At 75.6% G+C, this 13,254-nt stretch carries 7 protein-coding genes; 6 read left to right on the top strand and 1 reads right to left on the bottom strand.

Features of this window, described 5'->3' with window-relative positions:
• The 3 genes from ACFRAR_RS18455 to mfd form a co-directional block, all read left to right on the top strand.
• Positions 1–1,332 (top strand): SUKH-4 family immunity protein (locus ACFRAR_RS18455; RefSeq protein ID WP_380699134.1); only part of this gene is annotated, 1,332 nt, incomplete at its 5' end.
• Positions 1,333–1,599: 267 nt separating this feature from the next.
• The gene (locus tag ACFRAR_RS18450) at positions 1,600–3,099 is read left to right on the top strand and encodes a hypothetical protein (RefSeq protein WP_380699133.1); all 1,500 of its coding nucleotides are present in this window, start codon (positions 1,600–1,602) and stop codon (positions 3,097–3,099) included.
• A gap of 740 nt (positions 3,100–3,839) precedes the next feature.
• Positions 3,840–7,469: a transcription-repair coupling factor gene (gene mfd / locus ACFRAR_RS18445; protein WP_380699132.1), complete on the top strand. Its 3,630-nt coding sequence runs from the start codon at positions 3,840–3,842 to the stop codon at positions 7,467–7,469.
• A 214-nt stretch (positions 7,470–7,683) separates the two neighbouring features.
• Here mfd and ACFRAR_RS18440 read toward each other — a convergent pair whose 3' ends face one another.
• Positions 7,684–8,316 carry a DUF4352 domain-containing protein gene (locus ACFRAR_RS18440; protein ID WP_380699131.1) on the bottom strand — a complete coding sequence of 211 codons (633 nt, stop codon included), beginning with the start codon at positions 8,314–8,316 and terminating at the stop codon, positions 7,684–7,686.
• Positions 8,317–8,523: 207 nt separating this feature from the next.
• Between ACFRAR_RS18440 and ACFRAR_RS18435 the strand changes: the two genes are divergently transcribed.
• The 3 genes from ACFRAR_RS18435 to ACFRAR_RS18425 all read left to right on the top strand — a co-directional run bounded on the left by ACFRAR_RS18435 (position 8,524) and on the right by ACFRAR_RS18425 (position 13,217).
• On the top strand, positions 8,524–10,689 hold the full coding sequence (locus ACFRAR_RS18435) for an N-6 DNA methylase (protein WP_380699130.1): 2,166 nt from the start codon (positions 8,524–8,526) through the stop codon (positions 10,687–10,689).
• A gap of 195 nt (positions 10,690–10,884) precedes the next feature.
• Positions 10,885–11,550 (top strand): hypothetical protein, encoded by a 666-nt coding sequence (locus tag ACFRAR_RS18430; protein WP_380699129.1) that lies wholly within the window; start codon positions 10,885–10,887, stop codon positions 11,548–11,550.
• Positions 11,547–13,217 (top strand): protein kinase, encoded by a 1,671-nt coding sequence (locus tag ACFRAR_RS18425; protein WP_380699128.1) that lies wholly within the window; start codon positions 11,547–11,549, stop codon positions 13,215–13,217. The genes ACFRAR_RS18430 and ACFRAR_RS18425 overlap by 4 nt, the downstream gene beginning before the upstream one ends.
• Positions 13,218–13,254: the final 37 nt, after the last annotated feature.

Raw genomic sequence — 13,254 nt, 5'->3', positions numbered from 1 at the left:
GCCCATCCCGGCGGCCGCGGCGCCGACTCCGCCCCGCCGCCCCCGCCCCCGCCGGGCCTGCTGGCCGGCGGGGCACCGGCACCGGCACCGGCGCCGGCCCCGCAGGGCGGGCCGGCCGCGTCCGGCACGGCGTACGAGGCGACCCAGCTGGCGAACGCGATCGACCCGGCGCTGCTGAGCGGCCCGGCGGACCCGGGCACCCCGCCGTCCGGCGGCCCGGCCGTCCCGCCGCCGCCCGGTGGTCCGGCGGCCCCCGCCGCGCCCGCGGCCGGCTACGGCTACCCGAACGCGGCCGCCGCCGCCGGGGTCGTCCCGCCGGCGGTGCCCGGCTCGCCGCAGCCCGTGCCGGTGCCCCCGGGCGTGCCCGCGGTCGGCCCGGGGTACTTCGCCGCGCTCAGCTACCGGGGCCCGGACGGCTCGGAGCAGAAGCTGCTGCACCGCAGCGAGCCCGGCACCCCGCACCCGGAGTGGAAGATCCTCCAGGACCTGCGGCGGCTCAACGTGCCGCCGGAGCAGGTGCTGGAGCTCTACACCGAGCTGGAGTCGTGCGACCTGCCGGGCGGCTACTGCAACCGCATGATCGCCGCGTCCTGGCCGAACGTCCGGCTCACCCACACCGCCGGGTACGGTCGCGACCACGCCTCCCGGCAGGCCGGGATGGCCGAGCTGCTCGACCACCTGGACGAGCTGCACCAGCTGGCCTCCGGCGCCCAGCGGGTCCGCCCGTTCCGGGTGCCGCTGCCCGCGCCCGGGACGGTCCAGCCGCTGCCGCCGCTCCCGCCGCAGCAGCTCGCCCAGGAGGTCGGTACGGCCTTCGGGCAGAACCTGTTCCGCTACGAGCAGCGCGCCGTCTCCCGCCAGGGCGTGCCCGAGCCGGTGTCCCAGACCCTGGTGTGGGCCGGGCTGCCGCGCGACTTCGGGCCGTTCTTCTGGGCGCAGGCGCAGGAGGGCCGCCCGATCCCGACGCTCGCCGAGCTGGCCGCCGAGCGCGGTCTCGCCGCGGGCCCGGACTTCGGCGGCTACCTGGTGCTGGGCAACGACTACGGCCGCCAGCTGTGCGTCCAGTACGGCACCGCGAACGTGGTGGCCGTGGACGTCGACGGAACCGGGCAGCCGCCCCGGTTCGTCAACAGCGGTGTACCGGAGTTCGTCCGCTCGCTGGCCCTGCTGGGCCGGATGTGGCGGCTGCGGTACGGGCTGACGCCGGAGCAGGCCGGTCGCTGGACGACCGACTTCCAGGCCCAGCTCGCCGCGATCGACCCGGCGGCCCTGCAGAACGCGGACACCTGGTGGGCCGTGCTGCTGGAGCAGTTCTGGGACGGTCTGCTGTAGCCGGACCGTCTCCGATCCTCGCAGGTGGGGAGGGGCCGTTCCGGAGTCCGGGACGACCCCTCCGGCATGCCGCCGCAGCTGTGCCTTATTGGGGTTTCGCCCGGATCTGCGCAAAATAGGTCAAGAGGATGGGTCTATCCGTCCAGTCCTCGACATATTCCGGTCCGTACGGCGACGGATTCCGGCCCCGGGCTCCGAACCGGTTCCGGATCCGTCCGTTCCGTCCGATCATGGGCTCCGCAGCCCGCGAAACGAGGGGAAGAGCCCATGAGCGACGCCGTCCCCCAGTACGGCTTCACCCAGGCCCGCAAGGGCTACGCGCCCGAGCAGGTCGACCGAGCCCTCGCCGCCCTCACCGCGCAGCGTGACGAGGCGTGGGAACGGCTGAGCGTCCTGGGCGCCGGCATCCGGCAGATGGAGGCCCGGCTGGCCGACATCGTCCGGACCGCCGAGGAAGCCCCGGACCCCGACTACCAGGTGCTCAGCGAACAGGCCGCCGGGCTGGCCGCGATGGCCGAGAACGAGGCACGCGCCGTCCGGGAGAAGGCCGAGCGCTTCGCCGAGGACCTGCGCGACGAGGTCTACGACGCCGGGCAGGCGGCCGACCGCGCCGCCAAGGAGTACGCCGCCACGACCCGTGGCGACGCCGACGCGGCCGCCCGCCGCACGAGCGAGCGCACCCGGGCCGAGGCCGAGGGCATCCGGTCGGAGACCGACCGGGAGAGCCGCTCCGTGCGGGACGCCGCCACCTCCTACGCCGCCAAGGTGCGGGTGGCCGCCGCCGAGGCCAGCGAGCAGGCCGAGGCCGAGCTGGCCACCCGGCGACGCAAGGCCGACGAGACCTTCGCCGCCGCCCAGGCCAAGGCCGACGCCGAGGACACCGAGGTCTCCGCGACCGCCGAGCGCCGGGTCAAGGAGGCGGAGCAGCAGCGGGAGACCGCGCTGAACCAGATCAAGCAGCTGGAGGCGGACGCCCAGGCCAAGGCCGACCAGCTGGTCGAGCAGGCCCGCCGGGAGGCCGAGAAGATCAACGCGGCGACCGAGAGCGAGCAGCGCGAGTTCGACACCCGGCTGGAGACGGTGCAGCAGCACCTGGACCACATCAAGGCCACGCTGGCCTCGCTCACCGGGGCGGCGGTCGGCCAGATCGAGCCCGCGGCGGCCGCGGCGGCCGTCGCGGCGGCCCAGGGCGCGAAGGCGGCCGGGGGGTCCACGGCTTCCCGGGCCTCCAAGGCCGCCGCGGCCCCTGCTCCGGCGGACGCGGTCGAGGACGCCGTCGCCGACGGGGTGCGGGTGGACTCGGAGGCGGACACCGGGGAGATCCCGGTGGCGGACCTGCGGAAGCCCGAGGGCCGGACCGGGGCGTCCGGGCCGGCGGCTCCCGCCCAGGCCAAGGCCCCCGCGCAGGAGAGCTCGACGACGGTGCTGCGCACGCCGGTGGTCGGCGGCAGCGCCGCCAAGGCCATCGGCGGGCCCGTGGCGACCGGCCCGGTGCCGCCGAAGCCGGCCTCGCCGCCCGCCGGGGAGACGGTCACCGGGGAGACGGTGACCGGGGCGCGGGCCGACGGCGAGCGGGCCGAGGTCGACGGCGAGCGGGCCGAGGTCGACGGCGAGCGGGCCGAGGTCGACGGGAAGACCGACGGGAAGGCCGGGACGGACACCGGCGCGCGGGCGGAGGAGGAGACCCGGATCGTCCCGAAGATCATCATCGTGGACGACGGCGTTGACTACGCGACCCCCCACACGGTGAGCTACCGCCGCCGCTGACCGGCCGCGCGACCGCACCTCGCGAAGGCCCCGACCACCCGGCTCCGCCGCCGGTGGCCGGGGCCTTCGCCGTACCGGGGTGGGTTCGGGCGGCGCGGGTGCCCGGAAACTTCCCGGGATGGGCCGTCGCCCGGCGGGGTAGGCCTGGGAACGAAAGAGGCCGAGACCCGTGGCGCCCTCCAGGAAAGGGCGCCACGGTTCCCGGCGCTTGGGCGGGCGCCCCCACCCAGGGTCGCCCGGCCTCGCACCTCCGACCCCCATCGGGGGTGCGACAGTGCCGCCACAGCCATCCCCCACGGTTGGGTGCGGCGGGCACGTTCACCATGGTGCGCGATCTCCATGGACGGCCAGTGACAGGAGTATGTCCAGTTCGTGGCGGATAGCCGTGTCCGGGTCGGTACGTGTGCCGGTTGGTTCGTCCACCGGCCGGTCCGGTGTTCCGTCCAGTGGTTCGTTCCCGGACGTGCTCCTGACATGTTCGGCGGCGTGGCCGCTCCGGCTCCGTGCCGCTCGGGCCCCGGTCGGCGCCGGCCGGGCTACGGTCCGCCCTGGCCCGGCCGCGGTCCGGCTCCGGTTCGGCACCGGTCCGGCACCGCCGAAGCGGTGGACCGGGTGCGGGTCCGTGCCGCGGCGTAGGCTGGAGACCCCCGGCCGCTCGGCGTGCCGGGCCGTTCGCGTTGCCCCGGCGGGCCTTCGACGCCCGGGGGCAGCACCAGCCACGGGACGAAGAAGAGACCCCAATGAGCCTGACCGGACTGCTCGATGTCGTCGCGCGGGACGCGGCGCTCGCCGAGGCCATCGAGGCGGCCACCGCCACCGGAGCCGAGGCCGGCGGACGCCGCCACCTGGACCTGGTCGGCCCGCCCGCCGCCAGGCCGTTCGCCATCGCCGCGCTGGCCCGCGCGCTGGCCGGACAGGCCGCCGGGGACCGGGGCCGCCCGGTGCTCGCCGTCACCGCGACCGGCCGGGAGGCCGAGGACCTCGCGGCCTCGCTGCGCTCGCTGCTGCCCGCCGACGCCGTCGCCGAGTACCCGGCCTGGGAGACCCTGCCGCACGAGCGGCTGTCGCCCCGCTCGGACACCGTCGGGCGCCGGCTGGCCGTGCTGCGCCGGATCGCGCACCCGCGGGCGGACGATCCGGCGGCCGGGCCGGTCCAGGTGATCGTCGCCCCGGTCCGCTCGGTGCTCCAGCCGCAGGTCAAGGGGCTGGCCGAGCTGGAGCCGGTGGCCGTGGCGCGCGGCGAGTCGTACGACCTGGAGGAGGTGGCCCGCCGGCTCTCCGCCGCCGCCTACGCGCGGGTCGAACTGGTCGAGAAGCGCGGCGAGTTCGCCGTCCGCGGCGGCATCCTGGACGTCTTCCCGCCGACCGAGGAGCACCCGCTGCGGGTGGAGTTCTGGGGCGACGAGGTCGAGGAGGTCCGCTACTTCAAGGTCGCCGACCAGCGCTCGCTGGAGATCGCCGAGCACGGCCTGTGGGCGCCGCCCTGCCGTGAGCTGCTGCTCACCGACGAGGTGCGGGCCCGGGCCGCCGAGCTGGCCGCCGGGCACCCCGGGCTGGCCGAGATCCTGGACAAGATCGCCGAGGGCATCGCGGTCGAGGGCATGGAGTCGCTGGCGCCGGTGCTGGTCGACGACATGGAGCTGCTGCTGGACGTGCTGCCGCTCGGCTCCGTGGCGGTGGTCTGCGACCCGGAGCGGGTCCGCACCCGGGCGGCCGACCTGGTGGCGACCAGCCAGGAGTTCCTGCACGCCTCCTGGGTGGCGGCCGCGGCGGGCGGGGACCGGCCGATCGACCTGGAGGCGATCGACGTCTCCGCCGCCTCGCTGCGCTCGCTCGCCGAGGTGCGCGAGCACGCCGCCGAGATCGGGCTGCCCTGGTGGTCCGTCAGCCCGTTCGCGACCAGCGAGTCGACGGTCGACGGCGTCCTGGAGTTCGACGCGAACACGCTCACCCTCGGCATGCACGCCGTCGAGGCCTACCGGGGCGACACCGCCCGGGCGATCGCCGACGCCAAGGAGCGGCTGGCCGCCGACTGGCGGGTCGTCATGGTGACCGAGGGCCACGGCCCGGCCTCCCGGCTCGCCGAGGTGCTCGGCAACGAGGGCATCCCGGCCCGGCTGGTCGCCGACCTCGCCGAGGCGCCCACCCGGGACGTCGTCTACGTCTCCTGCGGCTCGATCGAGCACGGGTTCGTCGACGAGGACCTCAGGCTCACCGTCATCACCGAGACCGACCTGTCCGGCCAGAAGTCCTCCACCAAGGACATGCGCCGGATGCCCTCGCGCCGCCGCAACGCGATCGACCCGCTGGCGCTCGTCGCCGGCGACTACGTCGTCCACGAGGCGCACGGCGTCGGCAAGTACGTCGAGATGGTGCAGCGCACCGTCCAGGGAGCCACCCGCGAGTACCTGGTGCTGGAGTACGCCCCGGCCAAGCGGGGCCACCCCGGCGACCGGCTGTTCGTGCCGACCGACCAGCTCGACCAGGTCACCAAGTACGTCGGCGGCGAGGCCCCGACGCTGCACCGGCTCGGCGGCGCGGACTGGGCGAAGACCAAGCAGCGGGCCAAGAAGGCCGTCAAGGAGATCGCCGCCGACCTGATCAAGCTGTACTCGGCGCGGATGGCCGCCCCCGGCCACACCTTCGGCCCGGACACCCCGTGGCAGCGGGAGCTGGAGGACGCCTTCCCGTACGCGGAGACGCCGGACCAGCTGACCACCATCGCCGAGGTCAAGTCGGACATGGAGAAGTCCGTCCCGATGGACCGGCTGATCTGCGGCGACGTCGGCTACGGCAAGACCGAGATCGCCGTGCGGGCCGCGTTCAAGGCGGTGCAGGACGGCAAGCAGGTGGCGGTGCTGGTGCCGACCACGCTGCTGGTACAGCAGCACTTCTCGACCTTCGCCGAGCGGTACGCCAACTTCCCGGTCACGGTGAAGGCGCTGTCCCGCTTCCAGACCGACACCGAGGCCAAGGCCGTCCTGGAGGGGCTGTTCGAGGGCTCGGTGGACGTCGTCATCGGCACCCACCGGCTGTTCTCCTCCGAGACCAGGTTCAAGGACCTCGGGCTGGTCATCGTCGACGAGGAGCAGCGCTTCGGCGTCGAGCACAAGGAGCAGCTGAAGAAGCTGAGGGCCAACGTGGACGTGCTCACCATGTCCGCGACCCCGATCCCGCGCACCCTGGAGATGGCGGTCACCGGCATCCGCGAGATGTCCACCATCACCACCCCGCCGGAGGAGCGGCACCCGGTGCTGACCTTCGTCGGACCGTACGACGAGAAGCAGATCTCGGCCGCGATCCGGCGTGAACTCCTGCGTGAGGGACAGGTGTTCTACATCCACAACCGGGTGGAGTCGATCGACAAGGCGGCCGCCCGGCTGAAGGACCTGGTGCCCGAGGCCCGGATCGCCACCGCGCACGGGCAGATGGGGGAGACCCAGCTGGAGAAGGTCGTCGTCGACTTCTGGGAGAAGGAGTTCGACGTCCTGGTGTCGACCACGATCGTGGAGTCCGGCATCGACATCTCCAACGCCAACACCCTGATCGTGGAGCGCGGCGACACCTTCGGCCTCTCCCAGCTGCACCAGCTGCGCGGCCGGGTCGGGCGCGGTCGCGAGCGCGGCTACGCGTACATGCTGTACCCGCCGGAGAAGCCGCTCACCGAGACCGCGCACGAGCGGTTGGCCACCATCGCCCAGCACACCGAGATGGGCGCCGGCATGTACGTCGCGATGAAGGACCTGGAGATCCGCGGCGCGGGCAACCTGCTGGGCGGCGAGCAGTCCGGGCACATCGCCGGGGTCGGCTTCGACCTCTACATGCGGATGGTCGGCGAGGCGGTGGCGGAGTTCCGCGAGTCGCTGGCGAACGGCGGGGAGCCGGAGGAGGAGCCGCTGGAGGTGAAGATCGAGCTGCCGGTGGACGCCCACGTGCCGCACGACTACGCGCCCGGCGAGCGGCTGCGGCTGCAGGCGTACCGCTCGATCGCGGCGGTCAACTCGGAGGAGGACATCCGGCAGGTCCGGGACGAGCTGGTGGACCGCTACGGGAAGCTGCCCGAGCCGGTGGAGAACCTGCTGATGGTCGCGGCGCTGCGGCTGTACGCCCGGCGGTGCGGGATCTCGGACATCACCCTCCAGGGCTCCAACGTCCGCTTCGGGCCGGTGGAGCTGCGGGAGTCCCAGCAGCTGCGGCTGAACCGGCTCTACCCGCGCAGCCAGGTGAAGGCGGCGGCCCGGCAGCTGCTGGTGCCGCGCCCGAGCACCGGGCGGATCGGCGGGAAGCCGCTGGTCGGGCGGGAACTGCTGGGATGGTGCAGCGAGTTCCTGTCGGCGATGTTCGACGACCTGGCGGGGGCGAAGAAGTAGCGCTCCGCGAGGGCGGGTCGACGGCGGTCTCGGGCTCTGCCCGGGGCCGCCGTTCCGTTTCGTGGCGCCGGGTTTGTGACGTCGGGTTCGTGACATTGGGGCCGTGACACCGGGTTTGTGACGTCGGGGCCGTGACGTCGGGGCCGTGGCGCCGGGTTCGCGGTGTCAGGTCCGTGAGGTCGGGCGCTCGGGGTGGCGGCTGTGAACGGAGGCGTCAGCCGAGCTTCCACTGGCCGGTCTGCGGGGCGAAGCCGCTGTCGAGGCCGAACTGGGCCTTGTCGAGCTTGGCGTCCTTCGGGACCTCGAAGGTGACGAAGCCGAGGGCGCTCTCGCCCGGGGCGATGTTGGCGGGGACCTGGAAGCTCGGGCCGGCCTTGGTGTCCGCGATCGTGGTGCCGAAGGCCTGGCCCTCGGCGTCCAGCAGCTTGGCGCTGTTGCCCGGGGCGTCGCTGTAGGCCTTCTTGCCGCTCGCCTTGATCCGGAACTGGACCGCGACGAAGCGCTTGCCGTCGGCCGGGTGGGTGAACTCGTTGTCGCCCTCGGCGTTGTCGACCACCTTCACCAGCGTCACGTCGGCGGTGTCGGCCGGGTCGTTGCCCTTGAGCGCGATGGTGTCGCCGGCCTTGGCGGGAGCCTTGGCGGTGTCGGCGGGCTTGCCGTCGGCGGGCCCGGCACCGGCGGGCTTGGCGGCCTCCGAGCCGGTGACGGCCGCCGTCCCCTTCGCCTCGGTCGAGACGGAGGAGCCGCCGGTGGAGTCGCACGCCGTCGCGCTCAGGGTGACCAGCGCGGCGCCGACCAGCAGCGCGGCGGTGCGGCGGACGGCGGTGGTGCGGGTGCTCGCGGACATGGGTGTTCTCCCGGTGGTCGGTGGTCTTCCCTGTGTCACCTCCGTTCGGTGGCGACGGAGAGATCACACCATCCGAGTGTGAATACTGTCAACGCGATTTCACAAAAGAACTCTGTTCACATGTGAACTGGGGTCGTGAGGCGCGTCGCTATGCTGTGCGGTCACAGCGCCCCGCCGCGCGGCCGCCGCCCATCGAAGGAGCCCCCCGTGCCGGACCGTCCCGAAGTGACCGCCGCCGAGATCGCTCGGCTGGCCGGCGTCGGCCGGGCCGCGGTCAGCAACTGGCGCCGCCGCCACCCCGACTTCCCGCGCCCGGTCGGCGGTACCGACGCCAGCCCGGCCTTCGCGCTCGACGACGTCGAGTCCTGGCTGCGCGGCCAGGGCAAGATCGCCGAACTCCCACTGCTGGAACGGGTCTGGCAGCTCGTCGACACCCTCCGCGACCCGGCCGGCCACCCCGCCGCCCCGCTCGTCGAGGCCGGGGCCCTGCTCCTGCTGGTGCACCGCGAGCCCGAGCAGTGGGCGGACCTCGCCGGCCGTGCCGACACGCGGCTCGCCCTCGCGCTGCCCCGCGCCGTCGCCGGCACCGCCGTGCACGCCTTCGGCCCGGACGGCGCCCGCACCCTCGGCCTGCCGGGCCTGCTCGGCAGCACCCAGCTGGACCTCGCCCGGCTGCTCGCCGAACTCGCCGCCCAGGCCGGCCCGGCCGGCGCGTACGAGCAACTGCTCACCCGGTACGCCGAGGCCAACACCCGCCAGCTCAGCCCCACCCCGCCGGAGGCCGCCGAACTGCTCGCCGCCGTCGCCGGAGTCCCCGCCACCGTGCTCGACCCGGCCGTCGGCCTCGGCGCCGCGCTGCTCGCCCACCCGCCGACCACCGGCCGCTACGGCCAGGACGCCGACCCGGTCACCGCCGCCCTCGCCCGGCTCCGGCTCGCCCTGCACACCCCCGCCACCGAGCCCGGCCCGCTCCCGCTCGACCTGCGGGCCGGCGACGCCCTGCGCGCCGACGGCTTCCCCGGCGACACCTTCGAGGCCGTGCTCTGCCAGCCCCCGTACAACGAGCGCGACTGGGGCCACGACGAGTTGCAGTTCGACACCCGGTGGCCCGGCGGGCTCGTTCCGCCGCGCGGCGAGTCCGAACTCGCCTGGGTGCTGCACTGCCTCGCGCACACCCGCCCCGGCGGCCTCGCCGCGCTGCTGCTCCCGCCGACCGTCGCCGCCCGCCGGGGCGGCCGCCGCATCCGCGCCGAACTGCTGCGCTCCGGCGCACTGCGGGCCGTCATCGCGCTGCCCGCCGGCGCCGCCCCGCCGTACGGAGTCCCGCTGCACCTGTGGGTCCTGCGCGCGCCCCGGCCCGGGAGCGACTTCCGCCAGGTGCTGCTGCTCGACGCCGGGGCGGCGCCCTCCGGCCCGGCCGGGACCGCGGGGGGGCCGGCGGGCGAGGGCGGCCGGGACAAGGTGGACTGGCCCGAGCTGCGGCGCACCGTTCTGGAGGCCTGGCGCGGCTTCGACCTCGCCGCGCGCGAGGGCCTGCCGGTCCCCGCCGACCGCCCCGGCGTCCACCGGGCGGTGGCCGCCATCGACCTGCTCGACGACGAGACCGACCTCTCCCCGGCCCGGCACGTCCCGCCCGCCGCCCCGCTCGGCGGCGCCGCCGAACTCTCCCACCTCGGAGGCCGGTTGGCCGAACTGCTGGCCGGCCTCCCCGACCCGGCCACGCTGCTGCCGCAGCCGGTCGGCGCGTCCGGAGCGTCCGGAGTGTCCGGCGCGAGCCCCGCCGGTGTGGTCACCATCGGTGAGCTGGTCCGCGGCGGCGCGCTGGAGGTGTACTCCTCCGGCACCGGCGCCGCCACCCGGCCGGCCGCCGCGGGGACGGGAGGCACCCCCGTCGTCACCGACCAGGACCTCGCGGGCGGCACCGCCCCCAGCGCCGCCCTGGCCGCCGGCCCCGGGCCGGCCGGTGACGTCCGCACCCGCCCCGGCGACGTCCTGGTCCCCGCCCTCGGCGGCGGCACCGCCAGGGTCGTCCCCGCCGAGGGCCCGCTGGTCGGCGCCGCCCTCGGCCGCCAACTCCACCTGCTGCGGCCCGACCCGGACGCCCTCGACCCCGAATTCCTGGCCGGCCACTTCCGCTCCACCGCCGGCACCCGCCGCGCCGCCAGCCACGCCACCACCACCGCCCGCCTCGACATCCGCCGGGTCGAACTGCCGCGCCTCCCGCTGCCCGCCCAGCAGCGCCTCGGCACCGCCTTCGCCCGCCTCGCCGCCTTCGATGCCGCGCTCGGCCAGGCCGCCGCCCTCGGCCACGGCCTCGCCCGGGCCGCCACCGACGCCCTGGCCGCGGGCACCCTGGCACCGCCGGTGGACTGAGCGTGGCCCGGGCGTGGCCCGCTCGGACCGGGCGTGACCGAGCTGAGCACGGCTCAGTAGCGGCCCGGTAGCGGCGCGATACCGATGCGGCCGCGAGCGGACGGAAGCCCTCCGGCCCGGGCGGGGCGGACGGTACGGTGGGCGCAACCGTTCGCACCGTCCTCGGTGCCGGTCCTCACCAGCTCAGGAGCGCGCATGTCAGGGCAGTACCCCGGGCAGTTCGGACCGCCGCCCGGCGGAACGCCGCACCTGCCGGGGCCGGGGCACCTGCCGGGCCCGGTGCCCGGGGCGGCGGCCGGTCCGGCGCCGATCCCCGGGCGGTTCGGGGTGGCGGCGCGGGTGCTGTGTGCGCTGGCCCCGGTGCTCACCTTCGGGCTGCTCGGGGCGGTCCCCTCGCTGCTGCTGGCGCTCCGGCGACGGCGGGCCTACGACATCGTCGGCGCGGTGGTCTTCTGCGCGCTGCTGCTGACCCTGTTCGTCTCCGCCGGGGTCGCGGGCAGCCTGCAGAACCCGACCGCCGACACCACCGGCTCGATCACGATGGCCGTGCTGTGGCTCGTGCCGACGGCGCACTTCCTGGTGATGGACAGCCGCGCGGTCTGGCTCGCCGGGCGGCCCGCGCCGCAGGCCGTACCACGGGGCGTTCCGCAGAGCGTCTCGCCGTACGCGGTGCCGAACGGCGCGCCGTACGCGGCGACCGCGCCGGGGTACGGGGTGCCCGGTCCCGGTCCTGTTCCCGCGCCCGCGCCCGTGCCCGCTCCCTTCGTCCGGCCCGCCGTGGCTCCGGCCCCCGAGACCGCCCACGACCTGCGCGAGCTGGGCGAGTTGCTGCGCCGCCAGGCCCGCGAGGACCGGTCGTGACCGCCACCCGGCTGATCGCCGACCGCTACCGGCTCACCGAGAAGATCGGCCACGGCGGCATGGGCCAGGTCTGGGCCGCCCAGGACGAGCGGTTGTACCGCCCGGTCGCGGTCAAGCTGCTCCGCCCCGAGCACCTGCTCCCCGGCGGCGGACGCAGTGGCAGCGGCAGCGGTGCCGAACGCCGTAGCCACGGCGACGAGTTGCGCCGCCGCTTCCTGCGCGAGTGCCGGGTCACCGCCGCGCTCGACCACCCCGGGCTGGTCACCGTCTTCGACGCGGGCGAGGACGGGGGCGAGCTCTACCTCGTCATGCAGCGCATCCCCGGGGTCAGCCTGGCGGACCTCATCGCCGAGGACGCCCCCTTCCCGATCGAGCGCGCCGTGGCCGTGGCCGCGCAGCTGTGCGCCGCGCTGGCCGCCGTCCACGCCATCCCGGTGGTCCACCGCGACCTCAAGCCGAGCAACGTCATGGTCCGCGAGGACGGCCGCACCGTCCTGCTGGACCTCGGCATCGCGACCGCCCTCGACACCGAGACCACCCGGCTCACCCTCACCGGCGTGCCCGTCGGCAGCCCCTCCTACATGGCTCCCGAGCAGGCCCTCGCCGCCACCACCGACCCGCGCAGCGACCTCTACGCGCTCGGCTGCCTGCTGCACGAGATGCTCTCCGGCGAGGAGCCGTTCCGGGCCCCGACCGCGCTCGGCGTCCTGCGCCGGCACGTCGACGAACCGCCCGTCCCGCTCCGGGAGTTGCGCCCCGAGGTGCCGCAGTCGCTGGAACGGCTGGTGCTCGACCTGCTCGCCAAGCAGCCCGCCGACCGCCCCGCCGACGCCCAGAGCGTGTACGCGCGGCTGCTTCCGCTGCTGCCGCCGGCCGCGGGTGCCCCGCAGCCCCGCTACACCCCGCTGCCGGACCCCGCCCGCCCGTTCCGCCACCCGCACCAGCCGCAGCCCGCCGCGGTGACCGTGCCCGCAGTGGTCCGCTCGGAGCCGAGGCCCTTCCTGCTTCCGCCCGCCCCGCCTGCCGTCCCGCCGGCCGCCCCGCCCGCTGCTCCTCCCGCTGTTCCTGCGCCGCCGGACCTCGGCGCGGAGTGCGCCCGGCTCTCCGACCTGGTCGACGTCGGCCGCCACTCCGAGGTCCTCGGCCTCGCCGCCCGCCTGCTGCCCCGTGCCGAGGCCGAACTCGGCGACGCCGCACCACTGGTGCGCACCATCCGCTCCATCTACGCCCGCACCCTCCTCCACGAGGGCCACCCCCAGCAGGCCCTCCCCGAGTACCGGCGCCTCGCCGCCACCGTCCCCGCCGGCGACGGAGGCCCGTACGGCCCCCAGGGCCTCGACCACCGCTACCGCGCCGCCATCTGCCTGGACCGGCTCGGCCACGGCACCGAGGCCCTCGCCGAGTACCAGGCCCTCCTCGCCGCCCACACCACCCGCCTGGAATCCGGCCTCGACACCGATCCCGAGCGCAGCTACGACCTGCGCGAACGCATCGGCCTCCACCTCGTCGCCACCGGCGACTCCGGGAACGCCTGGCACTGGCTGCTCTCCCTCCTCCTCGACCGGGAACGCCGCGACGGCCCCCACCACCCGGCCGTCCGCCGCATCCGCCAGTCCCTCTCCACCCTCACCCCCACCGCCACTCCCTGGCCCCCGGCCCGCCCGTAGACCACCCGAGCCACCACGACACGTGCGCGCGCTCGGC

This window comes from Kitasatospora sp. NPDC056651 (genome assembly GCF_042792155.1).
In the GTDB taxonomy this organism is placed as follows: domain Bacteria; phylum Actinomycetota; class Actinomycetes; order Streptomycetales; family Streptomycetaceae; genus Kitasatospora.
This window is presented reverse-complemented; position numbering and strand designations above follow the sequence as displayed.